The organism is Psychrobium sp. 1_MG-2023, assembly GCF_030689115.1.
Lineage (GTDB): Bacteria > Pseudomonadota > Gammaproteobacteria > Enterobacterales > Psychrobiaceae > Psychrobium.
On record NZ_JAUYVJ010000008.1, the window covers coordinates 111,928 to 130,571 of the forward strand.

The window sequence follows — 18,644 nt, forward strand, 5'->3', positions numbered from 1 at the left end:
CAATAAAATTAACCTTACCTCAGGTTAGGTTACTCTTTATTAAACTTAAGAGCATTATCAATACGCTCTTGTATCTCGGGGTGAGTAGACAAGTATTGCAATACATCAGCATTTGATTGCTTTTTAAGCTCACTAAAACTGCTCATTGCATCAGCAAATGCAGTCGTCGGTTTACCCAGAGCCACTAATTGCTCAAGTGCATAGTTATCTGCTTCTCGCTCCATATCTCTAGAGAAGGCGTTTTGCACAAGGGTTGATCCTGAACCAATGATTATTTCACCAATACCATCAATATCGCCAAAGATCATCGCTAGTACAATGGCATTACTCACCGATTGAGCAATCAAACGTAAGCTATGTTGCTGCTGAACATGACCAATCTCATGAAGTAAGATTGCCAATACCGCATCGGGGTTATCTTCTAAACGATTTAATAAGTCATCAGTGATCACCACAGTACCATTAGGCAAAGCAAATGCATTCGCCCCAAAATAATCACTGCGATACACATGCAGTACAAACTTTTCAGGTGATAAATTTAAGCTCGTTAATGCACTTTGCCATTGCTGCTTCACTTGCTGCTGACGTTCTTGAGCTAACTCACTAGGCTTGAGCATTAACTCTTCGATGATATCAAAGGCTTGCTCCCCCATGGTCTCGCTCACAGCGTCTGGCACTAACACCACACTCGCTGCCGCCATTCGAGGCATTACAACGGCGAAACAAAACCATAACAGCAAAGGCACACCGACAATCGAAAAAGCAATCAGCGGTTTATGCGACTCTAAACGTTCAAGCATCGAAGGTTTAGCATAAATGCGCGCCTTGGAATCTGCGGCAACAAATTTACCGCCATCCTCAAAGACAACTTCTTGTGCTACACCGGGAATGCTTGACGAAATTTTTAAGCTAGACGCAGAATAATCAAGTTGCTTCTCAACTAAAAAAAGTTGTGCAACCCCTTCCTTGACAAGCAGTTCGGCTTGCTCAGCCTTACTGCTTGCTGGGTAATAATAAGTCCCTTGTATCATCGTCATTAGGTTAATGCGATATCAACATCAAAGACTTCAGCGGCTTCTTCAGCAAATGATGACTGCTGCTCTTCCATTGTATCTAATACCGCTTGCGCGCCATCAACAATCTCTAGCTCGGTGACAGAGGCTAAATAAGCAGACTGACGAATTGCGGTCCATGGGTAGGCAAGCCCTAAGGTAAAGACAATAGCTAACGTATTAACAAATAAAAGCATTGCATATTCACTAACACTTACTTTAGAAGTAAAAGTCGTTAATCCTTCGATTTCTGTGTTATTAAAAATGTGATTACGGATACGAGCACGGTAAATAGCGCTGATCACACTAATTAAAATTAAGTAAACAACCAGCATAATCACGCCTGCGAAGCTCATCAATGAATCAAGGTTCAAACCATCACTCATGCCACCAGCAACAGCGCCTGCACCAACGGCGATAGAAACAGCAACACCAAACATTATGCTCACACCAAGAACAATCAATGAAGTCGAATAATACTCAACCGCTGAAATATTCGTTTTAAGCGGCTTGTCACCATAGCTTAAGTTTGAGTAAATATATTCATCCATTTTCTTAAGCGCCCAAGGCAAAAGTAAATATAAGGTGAATACAGATAAGATAGGTAAGATAATGAAGTATAACAGCGCATACCCATAACTCCCCTTAAAGGCAAAACGAACATTACGATAACTCGTCATCCGACTATTAAAGCGCAAGCTTTGGTTAATTAACCACGGCATTAAAAACAATACCGCCACAATCACCGCTAAACCGACCATTGGTAGAAATTGAGTTGTTAGCGTATAGACTGCAAATAAAATCACAGCAAGAATGCGCCCTTTTAATATCTGCATTGGTGTCGCTAAGTAAGAGAAATTATGGTTATCAATCGACGTATTACCATAAAAATATTGCAGTGTACGAACCTTAGCCCACGCAGAATAAATACCTAACGTTACTATGCTGAGTAAAATATTTACTAGCCAAATACCAAAAAACTCACCTGCCTTGCCTGTAAAAACGACCGGGGTTGTTGTGGTCGATGCTGTTGAAACATCACTATTTTCCATAATAGTTATTCCTGTTATATCAATTGATTAAAAATGCGACGTTAGTATAGCAGCGATTTATAATATTAAAAGGTTACTAAGAATGATTCTTAATAAAGCACTACCAGCTGCTTAATGCAGGCAAGGTAAATTGACGCTGTTGCATTTCAATCACCACCTGTTGTGGCTCAATAGCAATTAAGCGCATAGAGGCGTTAATTAACTCCCCCTGTTTAACCACTTGGTTATTCACCCTAACCCAACGCTCATTGATATCACTGGCATAAATGTGTGAGCTAAACTCAAGCTCTGGGACTAAGTTTTGATACCACTGTGGATATTGCGCCAATGGCTGTGCATGTAGCTTTGCTTTTGGCTGTTGTGAGTCCTGCTCCATTTCAGCTAATACTTTACTGAACCGTTGCGCAAGTTGTGACGAAGGATCGATTACTTGCTCAGGAGCTTTAGAATTTTTTGTCGTTGTCGCAGGCATTAATTTTGATGAATCATTGCTAACAACAACTTGTTGATTAACCACCTTCGCCGTTAAACGAGGCTGATAAACAGGTGGGGGTGGCAAGGCCACTTGCTCAACAGCGAGCTCATAGTTTTCCACCTGATTGGATTCTACAGTGCTATATGAACTGACTTTGACTTGCGGGGGAGCACTCACTGCCGTTTGCTGCCTAGCTTCATCAATTAACATCAAATCGACAAATGCATAACCACTAACACAACCAACAACAAGCGTAATCACCGGAAGTGACCACCATGGGTTTATTTGAGAGCTCATTATCGCACCACCTGTAGCATGTGGCTTTGTTGTTTCATCGCCACCTGTAATTTTAATAAGGTCTTTGCACCAGCAATGCCATCAACGGTCAATTGGTGCTCTTGTTGAAAACGCTTTACTAAAGACTCTAGCGCATAATCAAATACTGCTGATGCAGCGTTATTCACTTGATAGTACTGATTGAGCTGTCGTGACAACGTCGCTACTTCATCACCGCGACTGTTGAGACGTAAACTTTGATTAAAAGCCGTTTCAGGTTGCCATAACAGAGTAAAGTCACCAGCTAAATGCTCAACAAGCCATTGTTTAGGAATCGAGAACTGGTTTTGATTAAACTGAACCCGTGCTGATGACTCGTCTAGCGACAGCACCACACCATGATATACATTCCCTTTAACGTTAATCGTAATCTTTGCTGGGTGGTTATATTCTAAAAGTTCACGCCAACCAGAACCTGAATGACAACGTAAACCATAGTTTAGTGCTGACTGACAAGGCGAAGTACCTGCCCCTTCAGCTGTTCCCCATACCCCCATGAGTGCAGAAAAGGCATTTTGTTTTAGTGTTGCTCCAGTTAATAGCGGTAAAAGCTGCTGCTCTAATGCTATCTTCTGTTCAACTGATGGCACATTCTCATGTTGCACAGTAGGGGCACCATGGGTCAATGATGATGTCGTTGTATCCCCTGTCACCGAACTAGCATAGAGCCAAGCGGTAAGCGCAAAACCTACGGCAAATGTGACACCGCTTAATGCGACAGGTACACGCCATGAAGACACTGGTGGCGAAACCTCATCAATCGCTATAACATCTTTCGCAATGTCAGCAATTGTTTTTTTACCAATGTCCGTTAGTTGTTCACCGTAAGCTTGCAATAGTGCTTTATCGCACATCACATTTATAATTCTTGGTATGCCTTTGCTAAGCTGATGAATATAGTTACAGGCTTTTTTATTAAATAACGCGCTATCACGTCCAGCAATGCGTAAACGATGTGCAATATACGCACTCACATCATCACTGGTTAATGGCGTTAAGTGATACCTTGCGGTAATCCGCTGCGCTAACTGACGCAAGTGTGCCTGTTTTAATTGTTGTTGCAACTCAGGCTGGCCAATCAACACCACTTGCAATAGCTTTTTATGATCGGTTTCTAAGTTAGTTAATAAACGTAATTGCTCAAGCACTTCACTTTTTAAATGCTGCGCTTCATCAATCACCAACAAGGTATTACGACCCGCTTGATGATTTTTAGATAAAAACGTACTTAATAAATCAGTTAGCTGCTTAAGTGTAGGTTCATTGTCATAAGCAATATTAAGCTCATCACATAAGGTTGCTAAAAGCTCCAGTTCACTTAACGTCGGGTTTAAAATAGACGCAATATCCGTCTGTTCAGGTAATGATGCTAACAACGAACGCGCTAACGTGGTTTTACCTGTGCCCACTTCCCCTGTCAGTAACACAAAGCCACCGCCTTCATTAAGGCAATACTGCAAATGACTAATCGCTTGTTGGTGCTGCTGACTTAAAAATAAATATTTTGGATTGGGCGCAATAGAAAATGGCGCCTCATTGAGGCCATAAAAAGCCTGATACATGAGCAGATATCCTTAAAAATGACAGCATGAGCTAAAAACGCTACTAAAATAATCAGTCAGCACTGAAAAGTCAAAGATCCAAATCTCAACCATCAACTGATATACTAGCTATACAATAACTTTATAGGGCTTATAGTGGATATCTATCTTGTCGGTGGCGCCGTTCGCGATCAATTATTACAACTTAATGTTAAAGACCGAGATTGGGTTGTGGTTGGCGCAACGCCCACGCAAATGCTCGACTTAGGCTACCAACAAGTAGGCAAAGACTTTCCGGTATTTTTACATCCTAAGAGCAAAGAAGAGCACGCACTAGCTCGTACAGAACGAAAGTCTGGGCATGGCTATACGGGCTTTGACGTTTACAGCGCACCAGATGTCACCTTAGAACAAGATCTCATTCGTCGTGATTTAACCATCAATGCTATCGCACAAAACCATGACGGTGAGCTATTTGATCCATTCAATGGTCAACAAGACCTAAACGATCGAATCCTGCGCCATATATCCCCTGCTTTTAGTGAAGACCCCTTGCGGGTATTGCGAGTAGCACGATTTGCCGCTCGCTTTGCTCATTTAGGCTTCTCCATAGCGCCAGAAACCATGGCCTTAATGACTGAACTAAGCCAACAAGGCGAGTTAGACCACCTAACCCCTGAGCGTGTGTGGCAAGAAACAGCACTAGCTTTGGCAACGTCATCCCCACAAGTTTACTTTAGCGTGTTACGTGACTGTGGTGCACTCGCCGTATTATTTCCAGAACTTGATAAGCTGTTTGGTGTACCAAACCCGGCTAAATGGCACCCTGAAATCGATAGTGGTATTCACACGTTAATGGTGGTTGAGCAAGCGGCTAAATTAACCGACGATGTCGAAATTCGTTTTGCCGCGTTAATTCACGACTTAGGTAAGGGGCTGACGAACCCAAGCTTGTGGCCCTCTCACCATGGTCACGGTCAGAAAGGTTTGCCGCTAATCAAGCAGTTTTGTCAACGCATGCGAGTGCCCAACCTACATCGCGATTTAAGCCTGTTAGTGAGCGATCATCATTGTAAAATTCACCGCTGTGATGAAATGCGTAAAGACACCATCATTAAGTTGTTTGATAAGCTAGATGCATGGCGTAAACCACAACGTTTTGAGCAGTTTTTACTTGCATGTGAAGCCGATGCCAGAGGTCGCTTAAACTTTGAAGACAGCCCCTATCCACAGCGTCATACCATGCAGCAGTATTATCAACGTGCCAGTCAGGTGGAGATTAAAGATATTCTAGCCTCTGGCATTAAAGGGCCAGCGATTAAAGAGGCATTGTTTAAGGCACGGGTTGAAGCAATAAGCTAAACGCCTATCAGTAGTGGCGACACTTTCTTCTCGTCGCTTCGGCACGCTTTTAACCGGGACCTCAGTCCATTCAGCATCAACAGCGAGGTCCTGAATAAAAACACTCTCAAGGCAGCGATGATTAACGACATCACACAAAAAAGCCCTCATAAATGAGGGCTCAATCTATAGCTCACTGACAACAGCAGTGCATTACCACATCAAGAATGCAATCAAACCAGCGCCTAATAATAAGCGATAGATAACAAATGGTAACATGCCCATTTTACTAATCACTTTGAGGAAGAAGGTAATACAGATATAAGCCGCGACGAATGATAATACAGCCCCATAGCCCAGTTCACTCCAGTTAACCGTTACACCTTCATCTAAGAAGCCTAACGCGGTATAACCACCACTCATGATAATCACAGGAATGGATAGTAAGAATGAAAAACGTGCTGCACTTTCACGGGTTAAACCAAGCATTAAGCCCGCGGTCATCGTAATACCTGAACGCGACGTCCCTGGAATCAGTGCCAACGCTTGCGCCATACCAATAAAAATAGCATTTGATAATGTCAGCTGGTACTCGTCTTTCACTTGTTTCGCTTTAACATCAACCCACCACAGTAATAAACCAAAAACAATGGTTGTACCAGCGATAACCCACGCGCTACGTAAATACAGCTCAATTAAATCTTTAGCAAATAAGCCAAATAAACCTGCTGGAATCGTACCAACGATAATCCACCACGCTAAGCGGCTTTCACCGTTGTGCGTACCGCCAAGCGAACCAAACCAAGCCACTAGTAACGTGCCCACTTCTTTACGGAAGTAGATAATAACCGCTAACAGCGTACCTAAATGCACAGCAACATCAAAGGCTAATCCTTGATCATTCCAACCTAAAATTTGAGATGGCAAAATAAGGTGAGCAGAGCTCGAGATAGGTAAAAACTCAGTAAAACCCTGAATTAGCGATAATACCCAGATTTCTAAAGTCGACATTAAATAATTCCTTTCCAATCAAAATCAATCGTCCATAACGATTGTTGTTCTTTTTCGTAGTTAGCCCATAATTGTGCATAACTTTGTTTTAACACAGGGTGAACCGCGTTTGGGGCAATTTCTGCTAATGGCCATAATACAAAAGCATTTTTATCAATTTCATCACGCGGTAGTTGCGCTGGCACATCAATAATCAAGTCATCGTATATCAGCAGGTCAAGGTCGAGTGTTCTTGAACTAAACTTCTTGGCTGTGCGATCGCGCCCATTATCAACTTCAATCTGGCGCAATAAGCTGGTGACTTGCTCAACACTTAACGCTGTAATGCCGCCACAAACTAAGTTATAAAAGTTACTGCCATCAAAACCGACAGACTCACTTTCATAAACCGCTGACACGGTAAACTCATCACAAATAGCTTTAATCGCGGCGATTCCCTGACGGACATGATGTGTCCGCTCAATGTTACTGCCGATACTAATATAAATTTGCGACATTAAACCTTAACTCCGCGTTCAATGGTCACTCCAACGCCAGCAGCATTGGATACAGCATCGGGTTTATGTACGGTTAAACGCAGCCACGTAATGGCAAACTCATCAAGTAAAATTGCCGCTACACGTTCGGCAACAGTTTCAATAAGTTCAATTTTCTGCTCACTGAGCCACGTCGTTAAACGCTGAGAGACCGTGGCATAATCTAACGCTTTGGTTAAATCATCATGTTCCGCAGGCGCTGTATTATCCCAAGCCATCTCGATATCTAGTAACAACGTTTGCTTAATGGTTTTTTCCCAATCGTAAGCACCAATGGTGGTTTCAACGGTTAATTGCTTGATAAAGACTAAATCCATAAAAATTCTCTGTTGTTATTAATACGAGGTTCATACGAAATACGTATTAATTGATTTAATAATAACGAGATACTTAATAAAGGTCGGATACCTTTTTAAAGCACCAAAGCGTATGATTAGTTTATAAATGCAGTAATTTTACAGCATGATAATAAACGCGTACGATAATGCGGCGCTAATATAGCGTATTTTGATTAGGAAAACAGCCACCAAATGAGTAAGAACCTTTAGCATGTTAAACAAGAGTTATTAGCATGATTATCCCTTTAACCATTTTAATGCTGATCTTAGCCTACTTGTCCGGCTCACTGTCTAGTGCGGTCATCGTCTCGCGTGTCTATAAGCTACCTGATCCGCGCCTGCATGGTTCTGGTAATCCAGGCACAACCAATGTATTACGCATCGGCGGTCCAATACCCGCGGTCTTAGTATTAGTGGGTGACTTGTTAAAAGGCACGATCCCAGTTTGGTGCTCTTATTTTCTCGATTTACCGCCAGTTAGCCTTGGAATAGTCGCAATTGCCGCTTGCTTGGGGCATATTTTCCCAATATTCTTTGAGTTTAAAGGGGGTAAAGGTGTTGCTACCGCGCTTGGTTCTATTCTTCCCATCGGATTAGATTTAACAGGATTGCTATTAGGATCGTGGCTAGTTGCACTTATAGTGACAGGCTATTCCTCATTTGCTGCCATTTGTGCCGCCATACTCGCACCTCTCTTTACTTATGCAATAAAGCCTGACTATACCCTTCCGGTAACTATGCTGTGCGTGCTAATTATTATCAGGCACCACCCTAACATCATGCGCCTACTTAAAGGTGAAGAGCCCACGGTTTGGAAAAAGTTTAACAAAGACAAAGATGAAGACAAAAAATAAGCCACTTAATAGTGGCTTATTTTGTTAAACGAACTCGCTTATAATTAAACGCTCGGTAAGGTGTCCATCGGCCAGCGTGGTGTTGCACTGATTTCTAAACCAACAGTTTGATTTGCTTTTAAGCGTTGTAATCCTGCATAGGCAATCATCGCTCCGTTATCAGCACAAAACTCATGACGTGGATAGAACACTTCACCGCCACGTGATTTCATTAACACTTCAAGTTGCTCCCGCAAGTGACGATTAGCGCTAACACCGCCTGCAATCACCAAACGTTTAAGCCCTGTTTCTTTTAAAGCACGCTTACACTTAATCGCTAACGTATCAACCACTGCATCTTCAAAGGCACGAGCGATATCAGCATGTGTCTGCTCATCATCCCCTTCTGCAGCAATCGTATTTGCCGCAAAGGTTTTAAGCCCACTAAAGCTAAAATCAAGTCCTGGTTTATTAGTCATTGGGCGTGGGAATGTAAAGCGAGAGCTATCACCTTGTTCGGCAAGTTTTGATAAACGAGGACCTCCCGGATAATCTAAACCTAGCAATTTAGCCGTTTTATCAAACGCTTCACCGGCGGCGTCATCGATTGACTCGCCCATCACTTCATATTGACCAATGCCATCGACACGCACTAATTGCGTGTGGCCACCAGAGACTAATAACGCGATAAATGGAAATTCTGGCACTTCATCTTCGAGCATCGGCGCGAGTAAGTGGCCTTCCATGTGATGAACCGCCACCGCTGGCTTATCCCAAGCGTATGCCAAAGAACGTGCCACTGATGCACCGACTAATAATGCCCCGACCAGTCCCGGTCCAGCAGTATAAGCTATGCCATCAAGGTCATCTTTGCTACAATTAGCTTGTTTGAGCGTTTCGCGAATTAACGGAATTATCTTGCGTGAGTGATCTCTTGAAGCAAGTTCTGGCACAACTCCGCCGTAATCGGCATGTAGTTTAACTTGACTGTATAGTTGATGAGCCAGCAATCCTTCTTGATCATCATAAATGGCTACTCCCGTTTCATCACAAGAGGTTTCGATTCCTAAAATTCGCATATTTACTGAGCTTGATCTATTTTACGTGAGGTCAATTGTACCTTTAGCAAAATAATTTTGCAGCTTGTTATGATCTTTCTTTACAAGCGCGCCATGTTCAGATTAAAATAGCGCACCAAAATTTGACAGCCCTGCAAATTATTTGCAATTGGCTTAATGAAACAACCTTGAAGGTGAAAGGCAAATGCCAATAGTTAAAGTTAGAGAAAACGAACCATTTGACGTAGCACTACGTCGTTTCAAACGCTCATGTGAAAAAGCAGGTATCTTATCTGAAGTACGTCGTCGTGAGCACTATGAAAAGCCAACGACTGAGCGTAAACGCGCTAAAGCAGCTGCTTCTAAGCGTCTAGCTAAGAAACTTAGCCGTGAAAATGCTCGTCGCACACGTCTATACTAAGCACTAGTAATTAGGATTAGTTAGACAATGAGCCTATTAGAGCAACTAAAAGAGCAAATGAAAGTAGCAATGCGTGCTAAAGAAAAGCAACGCCTTTCTACTATCCGTATGGCTCTTGCTGCCGTTAAACAACGAGAAATCGACGAGCAAATTACTTTAGACAACGATGCAGTATTAGCAATCCTTGTTAAAATGGTAAAACAACGCCGCGATGCAGCAGCACAATATGAAGAAGCAAATCGTCAAGATTTAGCCGATGTTGAATTGCAAGAAATCACAGTGATTGAGGAGTTTCTTCCAAAACCACTAACGAGCGATGAAATCGACGCTCTGATTAAAGATGCAATTGCACAAACTGGTGCGACTTCAATGCAAGAGATGGGGAAAGTTATGGCTATCCTCAAACCTCAGGTTCAAGGTCGCGCTGACCTAGGTAAAATCAGTGGTTTAATTAAAGCAGCTTTTGCTGGCTAAACCCGACTTACCTTTGATGCTCCGGTATCATGCTAATGCTGAATAAGCCGTGCTCCGCACGGCTTATTTGTTTCTAGGATAAAATTATTTAACTTGGTACCCGTTCATGGCTGGACTCATCCCTCGACAATTTATTGATGACTTAATCGCTCGTACCGATATCGTTGATCTAATTGATTCACGAGTGAAGTTAAAAAAAGCAGGAAAAAGCTATGTCGCCTGCTGTCCATTTCATGGTGAAAAGAGCCCTTCTTTTCATGTCAGCCAAGACAAACAGTTTTATCATTGCTTCGGTTGTGGCGCTAGCGGCAACGTTATTTCCTTCTTAATGGAGTATGATCGCCTCGATTTTGTCGACACCATAGAAGAACTCGCCTCATTATATAACCTTGATGTACCACGCGAAGAAAGTAACGATAACCAGAAAACAGCCCAGCAATACAGTATCGAGAAACAACAGAAACTCGATTATTATGAGCTAATGTCTCAAGTCTCACAGTTTTTTATTCAACAATTAAAAACAAATAAGAACAGTGAAGCTGTTGTTGAATATTTAAAAAACCGTGGTTTAAGTGGCGAAATTGCTAAACGTTTTGGTATTGGTTATTCACCAGATGATTGGCAAGTTGTATTAGATAAGTTCTGTAAAGTAAATGGCATTTTAAATACCCAACGCCAAGCACAACTTCTCGATACGGGTGTCTTAATAAAAAATGAAAAAGGTCGTATTTACGATCGTTTTCGTCATCGAGTGATATTTCCTATTCGCGACCGCCGTGGTCGTGTGATTGGTTTTGGTGGCCGAGTCATAGACGACTCAACGCCTAAGTATTTAAACTCACCTGAGACCCCTATTTTCCATAAAGGTTTTGAGCTTTATGGTTTCTTTGAGGCCAAACAAGCCAATCGCGACCTTAAACGCTTATTAGTCGTTGAAGGTTATATGGATGTAGTGGCACTAGCACAACATGGTGTCAGCTGGGCAGTGGCCTCCCTTGGCACGTCAACAACCAGTGAGCAAATTCAACTGATGTTTCGTAACACAAGCGAAATCATTTGTTGTTATGACGGTGACCGCGCGGGCCGAGATGCAGCATGGCGAACCTTGCAAAACTCCCTGCCACAATTAAAGGATGGCCGCCAAATTAAGTTTATGTTTCTACCTGATGGTGAAGATCCAGATTCGATGATCCGCCAACTTGGCGAGCAAGAGTTTGTCGCCTTAGTCGATCAAGCGATGCCTCTGTCACAATTTTTATTTGATAACCTTATCAGTCAAGTGGAAATGGACTCAGAAGATGGTCGCTCAAAGCTTGCTAACCTTGCGCTGCCGATGGTCAACAGCATCAGTGATGGCGTTTTTCAGCAGATGATGAAAGAAAAATTAGCCAAGTATTTAGGTATGGAAGCGAGCTCACTAGAGCGCTTTATTCAAGCGGAACCCGAATCACCAGTTAAAACAAAACGAAAAAAAGCTAGTCGTGGCTCGATCGTACGACAAGCTATCGGCATTTTAGTGCAACACCCAAATTTGGCGATGACCTTAGATGGTATGCCACGTCTTGATCAGATAAAACTCAAAGGCACTGAACTATTACAACAACTCATTGATGAAGTTCATCAACAGCCAACGATCAACGCCGCTCAATTACTAGAACGTTGGCGTGGGAAAGATGAATATAACGCACTGCTTAAGCTTGCAAGTTGGCAACACGATGTCGTCGATGAGAACTTACAATCACATTTTGTCGATACTATTGTGCAAATAATTAATAAGCACCTTGAATTACGTCTCGAGCAGTTAGCACATAAGTCTCGTGTCGAAGGCTTAACCAGTGAAGAGCGTCAAGAATATGCACAATTAATCGCAAATGAGCAATAACTTGACTAGCCGCTTTGCTACAAAGCGGTTATAATTAATCCCTTGCAACTTTTTGTTGCTATTATTTTTTTGTCAGCATTTAAGTGGATAAAATCTATGGAGCAAACCTCACAGTCTCGTCTCAAACTTCTTGTCGCGAAAGGTAAAGAGCAAGGTTATTTAACCTATGCTGAAGTAAATGACCACTTGCCAGCGGACATGGTCGATTCCGATCAGATTGAAGATATTATCCAGATGATCAATGATATGGGTATTCAGGTGTTCGAATCAGCACCGGATCAAGATACCCTAATGATGTCTGAAAACAGTACTGATGAAGACGCGGCAGAAGCTGCGGCTCAAGTGCTTGCAACCGTTGAAGGTGAAATCGGTCGCACCACCGACCCTGTCCGTATGTATATGCGTGAAATGGGTACGGTAGAACTTCTTACCCGCGAAGGCGAAATCGTTATCGCTAAGCGTATCGAAGAAGGTATCAAACAAGTACAAGTTGCGGTATCTGATTACCCAGCAGCGATTAGCTCATTACTTGATCAATACGATCGTTATGAAGCTGAAGAAATGCGTCTAAGTGATATCATCACTAACTTCATCGATCCTAATGAAGAAGAGTTTGTGGCTAATACTGCTTCTCATATAGGGTCAGCTCTAACAGAAGAGCAACAAAAAGACGATAATGATGATGACAGCTCTGATGATGACGATGAAGACGAAGAAGAAGTTGATACAGGTCCAGATCCTGAAGAAGCACGTGAGAAATTTACCGAGCTTCGTATTGCTTTCGAAAAAGTTAAAAACTTAGCTGACTCCAAAGGTCGTGATCACGCTGAAACTATTCAAGCAACATCAGATTTAGGTGAAGTATTCCGTCAATTCCGCTTAGTGCCTAAGCAGTTTGATCGCATGGTTAAAGACATGCGTGATGTGATGGATCGTATTCGTGTTCAAGAACGTCTTATTTTAAAGTTTGCTGTAACACGCTCTAAAATGCCAAAACGTGAATTTACTAAGGTTTTCCCTGGTAATGAAACAGACACAACTTGGCTAATGGACGCACTAAAATCTGGCGAACCTTATGTTCCTGTATTAGAAGATAACGAAAACGATATCTTACGTGCAGTCAACAAATTAAAAGATATCGAGAAAGAAACAGACCTAACCATTGCTTCTATCAAAGACATCAACCGTCGTATGTCGATTGGTGAAGCCAAAGCACGTCGTGCTAAGAAAGAAATGGTTGAAGCAAACTTACGTCTAGTAATCTCGATTGCGAAAAAATACACCAACCGTGGTTTACAGTTCCTTGATTTAATTCAAGAAGGTAACATTGGTTTGATGAAAGCGGTTGATAAATTTGAATACCGTCGTGGTTACAAATTCTCAACTTATGCAACGTGGTGGATCCGTCAGGCAATCACTCGTTCTATCGCTGACCAAGCACGTACAATTCGTATCCCAGTTCACATGATTGAAACAATCAATAAGTTGAACCGTATTTCTCGTCAAATGCTACAAGAAATGGGGCGCGAGCCACAGCCGGAAGAGTTAGCTGAACGCATGCAAATGCCAGAAGACAAAATCCGTAAAGTACTAAAGATTGCCAAAGAGCCAATCTCAATGGAAACGCCAATCGGTGATGATGACGATTCACACCTAGGTGATTTCATTGAAGATACCACACTAGAGCTTCCATTACAGTCTGCAACTTCTGAAGGCTTAAAACTAGCGACTAATGATGTATTAGCAGGCTTAACCGCTCGTGAAGCTAAAGTACTGCGTATGCGTTTTGGTATTGATATGAATACTGACCACACGCTAGAAGAGGTAGGCAAGCAGTTTGATGTAACCCGTGAACGTATTCGTCAAATCGAAGCGAAAGCATTACGTAAACTACGTCACCCTTCTCGTTCTGAGCAACTAAAGAGCTTCTTAGACGAGTAAGCTGTTATTACTTAATAACGTTAAAAAGCCGTTACCTCATTGAGATAACGGCTTTTTATTTATTAAAGCAATCGCTCAGGGGCTTTGTGGCAATGTAATTGATAACGCGTTATTACTAGGGCGTTCGAGTTGAGTTCCTAGCTCAGTATTGCCAGTAAAAAATCCGCCATTGCGTAAAAAGAACTCGTTACCAACAACCCCACCTTGATAATCTAAGCGAGAGCGTTTTCTTGCTGTCGCGTCATAAGTGAAAGTAGCCTTTGTCAATTCATGCCACTGACCCTCTGTATCCCTTAACCACTGATTTGTATACTGAGCAGCACGCTCTTGATTTCCCATCTCCGTTAAGAAATTTTCTAAAAAAGAGTGCGGGCGTTTAATATACGTCGATGTTTGAGGTCGTCTAAACTTCGCGATCAATTGCCATGCTTGGTCACTTTCCGCTTTAAAGAATGCGGTATAGTCTGTGTTAGTCCCGCTCACCGGGCTCACTTTCAACAGAAATTGATACCGAGTGTCCGCAAGCCAGTCGTAGACTAAATAGCTCTGACCGCCGGACCCTTCATTACCAAACTTGCCGCTATACACTTCTTCTCCTTTATCCAACAGCTTAATCCGTTTGTCTTCAGGAATAGTACTAGGGTCGTCCGTTACATGTGGACTCCAAACAGAAAATAGCACCCGCCTTTCGGTCTCAGAGTTAACCTGAATACCAAAATACCCTTCAGCAAAGCCGTTGGCCATAAAATACGATCCGATAATATCTTGGCCACTTGCCACTTCTAACTCACTATAGAACCACTGGTAATCTTTTGATGGATCCTCCACCTGATAGCCAAGGTGCACTGACGGACCTCGACGTCCCCAATAAAAATCCTCTTTAACATAAAACAGTTGACCCTTTGCCGCACTACCGCCAAGAAGGACATCGCTAATATTAGCAAAAGATTGTGCTTCAGAGCTTAACCCCTTAATCGTAATAGCATGGTAACCGACAGAGCCTACATTAAAATTCCCCGCATAAATCTGTTCGCTAGTGGTATTGTTGAACTCAACAATCTTAGACTCACTACCCAGTGTCACTTCAACCTCTGAGAGGCCTGACTCAACAAAACCTTGCAACCCAATAGCTAGCTCACCAACTTGGGTAAAGTAAACATAGGTTACAATCTCATCGTTACTATCACTCCAATTAGTGAGCCCTTTATCCCCGATAAGATTAGCTGTTTTTTCTGGAGAGTTAACTATCCAACTATTACCAGCGATAGCGACGTTAACTGATAGTTCATTGGGTACTACAACCGTTGTGGTTTGCTCAGAAACTGCCGGCTGGCTAGACTTTGCCTGCTTATTGTTTTCCGCACCGCTACAACCCATAAGGCCAATGGCCAATAAAATACTTAATTGTTTTTTTAACATTTTTTAATCCTAAAAAAAGTGTATCCGATAAACGGATACACTTTAGAGGTTAACTAAATAGCAGACCGAGCTAGAATGACGCTGTTAAACCCAAGGTCGCAGTTCGACCATAGCGGCCTAAATGACTCACTTGCTCTGGGCGCTTGATATAGCCCCAGCTACGTTCATTTGTTAAATTACTCACGGTAAAGTTAAGTGAGACCTTCTCAGAGATGTTATAAGAGCTGCTAAAGTCATATTGGCCATAATCCGACTGCCATTGCGGACCGCCCCAAGCATCTGGGTATAATAAATACTTACTACGCCAGTTATAAGCGATACGAGCCTGAACATCATTTTTCTCATAATAAACAACCGCATTATATGAGTTTTTCGACATACCAGCGAATGGAAGTTTTTCTTCAACACGCTCAGGATCGTCATAGCTACTATCAACATAGGTGTAATTAAACTGAACACCAAAACCATCAAAAGGCTCAGGCAATAACTCATCAAACGATTGCTGATACGCTATTTCAGCCCCTTTAATTGTCGCACCGTATTTATCGTTTCGAGGGCCGTGATGCTCAAATTCCTGACCTAAAATATCTACTTTTCCACGCGGTCCATTCTCAATAAATGACTCAATGCCTTTGTAATAAATAGCAGCCGTTAATGCACCATACTCAGAGAAATACCACTCCATCGTCATATCCACCTGATCGGCCTCAAGTGGCTTTAATCCAGGGTTTGAAGAATGGTACTCAAACTTGGTTAAGTCTAACGAGCTATATGGCGATAAGTAACCCAAGTTAGGACGGGTTAACACTTTTGCCGCACTCAAACGATAAACCACTTGATCGGTTAAGTTAAGCTTGAAGTTCATACTCGGTAAAATATTCGTATAGTCATCTTCAAAAGACTGCTGACCATAATGCTGTTGAATCCCACCTTTTACTCGCTGAACCCCCTCAAGTGTAGGGTGTGGCTCAAACTCAATCGACGCCATATCCAAGGCATAACCAGAGGTTTTAACAGTCGTTTGCACAGCCCTAACACCTAAATTTAATGTGTAAGGCAACTCGCCAAACTCCCCTTCTAGGTTTGTCTGTATATACGCAGCTAATGTTGATTCAGTCAGTTCATACGAATCTTTTTCTTGCAGCGTTGGTTTGATCTTTGCAGCTGCGGCTTCAGCATTAATACTCTCGTAGAAGGCATACAACTTATCGTAATCAAAGCTTGCCCAAGGTGCAGGGTGAGCACCGGGTTCACCCGCCATGAAATTATCGAAGTTCGCAGGGACTAGTACATCACCCGGTAACCTAAATAAGTTAAGACCACCCAGCTCTTCTACAGAAGAGTCGTCATAGTCACCATACTGCGGGAAATATTGAAAATAAGCACCACCATTACTAAACATTGATGGATCATCAGATCGATACTGCTGACGGCCTTTAGTTTGTTTACCGTAGTTAAGACCAAACTCTACCTGTGAAAAGATTGAATCATCCAGAACATAAAGGCCATCGAGTCTTACCTCACTGACCTCATCTTTAACCGCTCGGCCATGGTTATAACTATAATGTGCACCAAACGGTTGCTCGCTGCTTAAAGCCGGTGACATTGTTACATCAGGTAATAAGTTATCGCCCGACTGATCAATTTTAATGGTGTCGACAAAGCCACGTGCTACAACATAGCGATTATCTCCCGCGTTCTTATTCTCAGATTCCGAGTGCGAAATATCCAACGCTAGATTTAAATTATCAGTCGCTTGCCAACTAGTATTGAGTGCAACTTGAAACGTTTCAGTGTTTCGTGGTGATGATACATTTAATAGCTCAGCCATAGCCCCATCAATTAACTCTAGCGAATTAACACGACCAGCATCATCAAAACTTAAATCACCAATACTCGGTATACCCGGCGTCCAATATTCATCGTAAGTCACAAATGAAATTTGATACTGACTACCATCGGTATCATACGATGAATAAATACTGTCAAAGTTAACTTCTAAGTCATCAGATGGTCGCCACTGCAACGCTAGACTAGCGCCTGTGCGCGTACGAATATCCTGCCAGTTAGAGTAACGAACATACCCCGGTATCATTGACTCGTAGCTTTTCTCGTCGCCCTCAATTTTTCCGTTACCATCGCTATCAACAGGGACAGTTACAAAGTTAATCCCCTCATCTTCATCATAAAACCCTTGCCCCTCATATGAATCAGAACGGATAGTACGCTCTGAATAAACCGCCGTGAATAAAGCACCAAAGGTGTCATCATTAAAAGTATCACTAACTAAAAACGACGCAGACGGGTTATAGTCTTCCGTTAAATCACCATAAATGGCTTTAGCAGAACCAGATAATGTAAAACCGTCTAAGTCTAGTGGGCGACGTGTTTTAATATTAATAACAGAGCCAATTCCCCCTTCAACATTCTTACTTACAGGGGACTTATACACTTCAACTGAACCCAATAACTCAGAGGCAATTAAGTCATAATTAAAGTTTCGACTACTATGCTCCGATGCCATACGGCGACCATTGATAGTGGTCACGTTATAATCACCACCCAAGCCGCGTACCGTAACATTTTGCCCTTCACCACCATTTCGAGAAATGGTAATACCGGTCATACGTTGCAAGGCTTCGGCGATATTTTGATCAGGGAATTTACCGATATCTTCAGCAATAATTGCATCAACCACATTAATTGCATTTTGTTTTACAAATAGAGACTCTTTAATACTACTGCGAACCCCTGTCACACTGATGCGCTCGACACTATCAGCATCTTTATCTTGTTCAGCACTTTTCTCTTGCTGCTGTGATGATACTTTTTCTTTAGCTTTTTCAACGTCAGCCGCATAAGCGGTTCCCGTTAAAGCGGCACTAACTGCAAGACATAACAGCGAGATATTTGTTTTTATTTTCACGACATAAT

16 protein-coding genes are annotated in these 18,644 nt (G+C 42.3%); 6 read left to right on the forward strand and 10 right to left on the reverse strand.

Features of this window, described 5'->3' with window-relative positions:
- Positions 1-29: 29 nt before the first annotated feature.
- From Q8W26_RS06185 to Q8W26_RS06200, 4 genes are all read right to left on the reverse strand, one after another.
- Positions 30-1,037: a M48 family metallopeptidase gene (locus Q8W26_RS06185; RefSeq protein WP_305472734.1), complete on the reverse strand. Its 1,008-nt coding sequence runs from the start codon at positions 1,035-1,037 to the stop codon at positions 30-32.
- Entirely contained in the window at positions 1,037-2,104 is a 1,068-nt protein-coding gene (locus tag Q8W26_RS06190) for a YjgN family protein (protein WP_101214327.1), read from the reverse strand. Before Q8W26_RS06190 ends, Q8W26_RS06185 begins: the two co-directional genes overlap by 1 nt.
- 100 nt (positions 2,105-2,204) lie before the next feature.
- The gene (locus tag Q8W26_RS06195; protein ID WP_305472736.1) at positions 2,205-2,876 is read right to left on the reverse strand and encodes a general secretion pathway protein GspB; all 672 of its coding nucleotides are present in this window, start codon (positions 2,874-2,876) and stop codon (positions 2,205-2,207) included.
- On the reverse strand, positions 2,876-4,477 hold the full coding sequence (locus Q8W26_RS06200) for an ExeA family protein (RefSeq protein ID WP_101214329.1): 1,602 nt from the start codon (positions 4,475-4,477) through the stop codon (positions 2,876-2,878). The genes Q8W26_RS06195 and Q8W26_RS06200 overlap by 1 nt, the downstream gene beginning before the upstream one ends.
- A 135-nt stretch (positions 4,478-4,612) precedes the next feature.
- Between Q8W26_RS06200 and Q8W26_RS06205 the strand changes: the two genes are divergently transcribed.
- On the forward strand, positions 4,613-5,818 hold the full coding sequence (locus Q8W26_RS06205) for a multifunctional CCA addition/repair protein (RefSeq protein WP_305472739.1): 1,206 nt from the start codon (positions 4,613-4,615) through the stop codon (positions 5,816-5,818).
- A 192-nt stretch (positions 5,819-6,010) separates the two neighbouring features.
- On the opposite strand, the gene Q8W26_RS06210 is transcribed toward Q8W26_RS06205, so the two are convergent.
- The 3 genes from Q8W26_RS06210 to folB are packed head-to-tail and all read right to left on the reverse strand — an operon-like array spanning position 6,011 to position 7,661.
- Positions 6,011-6,808 carry an undecaprenyl-diphosphate phosphatase gene (locus Q8W26_RS06210; protein ID WP_305472741.1) on the reverse strand — a complete coding sequence of 266 codons (798 nt, stop codon included), beginning with the start codon at positions 6,806-6,808 and terminating at the stop codon, positions 6,011-6,013.
- Positions 6,808-7,305 (reverse strand): 2-amino-4-hydroxy-6-hydroxymethyldihydropteridine diphosphokinase, encoded by a 498-nt coding sequence (gene folK / locus Q8W26_RS06215; protein WP_101214333.1) that lies wholly within the window; start codon positions 7,303-7,305, stop codon positions 6,808-6,810. The genes Q8W26_RS06210 and folK overlap by 1 nt, the downstream gene beginning before the upstream one ends.
- Positions 7,305-7,661 carry a dihydroneopterin aldolase gene (gene folB / locus Q8W26_RS06220; protein ID WP_305472743.1) on the reverse strand — a complete coding sequence of 119 codons (357 nt, stop codon included), beginning with the start codon at positions 7,659-7,661 and terminating at the stop codon, positions 7,305-7,307. The genes folK and folB overlap by 1 nt, the downstream gene beginning before the upstream one ends.
- Before the next feature lie 254 nt (positions 7,662-7,915).
- Here folB and plsY point away from each other — a divergent pair, with 254 nt between their 5' ends.
- Positions 7,916-8,536, forward strand: a complete 621-nt coding sequence (gene plsY / locus Q8W26_RS06225; protein ID WP_101214335.1) for a glycerol-3-phosphate 1-O-acyltransferase PlsY — start codon at positions 7,916-7,918, stop codon at positions 8,534-8,536.
- Positions 8,537-8,580: 44 nt separating this feature from the next.
- On the opposite strand, the gene tsaD is transcribed toward plsY, so the two are convergent.
- Positions 8,581-9,594, reverse strand: a complete 1,014-nt coding sequence (gene tsaD / locus Q8W26_RS06230) for a tRNA (adenosine(37)-N6)-threonylcarbamoyltransferase complex transferase subunit TsaD (RefSeq protein ID WP_101214336.1) — start codon at positions 9,592-9,594, stop codon at positions 8,581-8,583.
- A gap of 184 nt (positions 9,595-9,778) precedes the next feature.
- Between tsaD and rpsU the strand changes: the two genes are divergently transcribed.
- From rpsU to rpoD, 4 genes are all read left to right on the forward strand, one after another.
- Complete coding sequence (gene rpsU / locus Q8W26_RS06235; RefSeq protein ID WP_101214337.1) at positions 9,779-9,994, forward strand: 30S ribosomal protein S21; 216 nt, start codon at positions 9,779-9,781, stop codon at positions 9,992-9,994.
- Positions 9,995-10,021: 27 nt separating this feature from the next.
- Positions 10,022-10,468, forward strand: coding sequence for a GatB/YqeY domain-containing protein (locus tag Q8W26_RS06240; RefSeq protein WP_101214338.1), 447 nt, complete (start codon positions 10,022-10,024; stop codon positions 10,466-10,468).
- A 106-nt stretch (positions 10,469-10,574) separates the two neighbouring features.
- Complete coding sequence (gene dnaG, locus Q8W26_RS06245; RefSeq protein ID WP_305472745.1) at positions 10,575-12,350, forward strand: DNA primase; 1,776 nt, start codon at positions 10,575-10,577, stop codon at positions 12,348-12,350.
- A 96-nt stretch (positions 12,351-12,446) separates the two neighbouring features.
- On the forward strand, positions 12,447-14,291 hold the full coding sequence (gene rpoD, locus Q8W26_RS06250; RefSeq protein ID WP_101214340.1) for an RNA polymerase sigma factor RpoD: 1,845 nt from the start codon (positions 12,447-12,449) through the stop codon (positions 14,289-14,291).
- A 75-nt stretch (positions 14,292-14,366) separates the two neighbouring features.
- Here the strand turns inward: rpoD and Q8W26_RS06255 are convergent, their stop codons facing one another.
- Both Q8W26_RS06255 and Q8W26_RS06260 read right to left on the reverse strand, forming a co-directional pair.
- A complete protein-coding gene (locus tag Q8W26_RS06255) occupies positions 14,367-15,710 on the reverse strand; it encodes a DUF3472 domain-containing protein (RefSeq protein ID WP_305472747.1) in 1,344 nt (447 codons plus the stop codon).
- A 70-nt stretch (positions 15,711-15,780) separates the two neighbouring features.
- A complete protein-coding gene (locus Q8W26_RS06260) occupies positions 15,781-18,636 on the reverse strand; it encodes a TonB-dependent receptor (RefSeq protein WP_101214342.1) in 2,856 nt (951 codons plus the stop codon).
- Between the last annotated feature and the right edge of the window lie 8 nt (positions 18,637-18,644).

Coding starts and splice junctions, on each gene's coding strand:
- Q8W26_RS06185 (WP_305472734.1), bottom strand. CDS start 1,037: ATGACGATGATACAAGGGACTTATTATTACCCAGCAAGCAGTAAGGCT.
- Q8W26_RS06190 (WP_101214327.1), bottom strand. CDS start 2,104: ATGGAAAATAGTGATGTTTCAACAGCATCGACCACAACAACCCCGGTC.
- Q8W26_RS06195 (WP_305472736.1), bottom strand. CDS start 2,876: ATGAGCTCTCAAATAAACCCATGGTGGTCACTTCCGGTGATTACGCTT.
- Q8W26_RS06200 (WP_101214329.1), bottom strand. CDS start 4,477: ATGTATCAGGCTTTTTATGGCCTCAATGAGGCGCCATTTTCTATTGCG.
- Q8W26_RS06210 (WP_305472741.1), bottom strand. CDS start 6,808: ATGTCGACTTTAGAAATCTGGGTATTATCGCTAATTCAGGGTTTTACT.
- folK (WP_101214333.1), bottom strand. CDS start 7,305: ATGTCGCAAATTTATATTAGTATCGGCAGTAACATTGAGCGGACACAT.
- folB (WP_305472743.1), bottom strand. CDS start 7,661: ATGGATTTAGTCTTTATCAAGCAATTAACCGTTGAAACCACCATTGGT.
- plsY (WP_101214335.1), top strand. CDS start 7,916: ATGATTATCCCTTTAACCATTTTAATGCTGATCTTAGCCTACTTGTCC.
- tsaD (WP_101214336.1), bottom strand. CDS start 9,594: ATGCGAATTTTAGGAATCGAAACCTCTTGTGATGAAACGGGAGTAGCC.
- rpsU (WP_101214337.1), top strand. CDS start 9,779: ATGCCAATAGTTAAAGTTAGAGAAAACGAACCATTTGACGTAGCACTA.
- Q8W26_RS06240 (WP_101214338.1), top strand. CDS start 10,022: ATGAGCCTATTAGAGCAACTAAAAGAGCAAATGAAAGTAGCAATGCGT.
- dnaG (WP_305472745.1), top strand. CDS start 10,575: ATGGCTGGACTCATCCCTCGACAATTTATTGATGACTTAATCGCTCGT.
- rpoD (WP_101214340.1), top strand. CDS start 12,447: ATGGAGCAAACCTCACAGTCTCGTCTCAAACTTCTTGTCGCGAAAGGT.
- Q8W26_RS06255 (WP_305472747.1), bottom strand. CDS start 15,710: ATGTTAAAAAAACAATTAAGTATTTTATTGGCCATTGGCCTTATGGGT.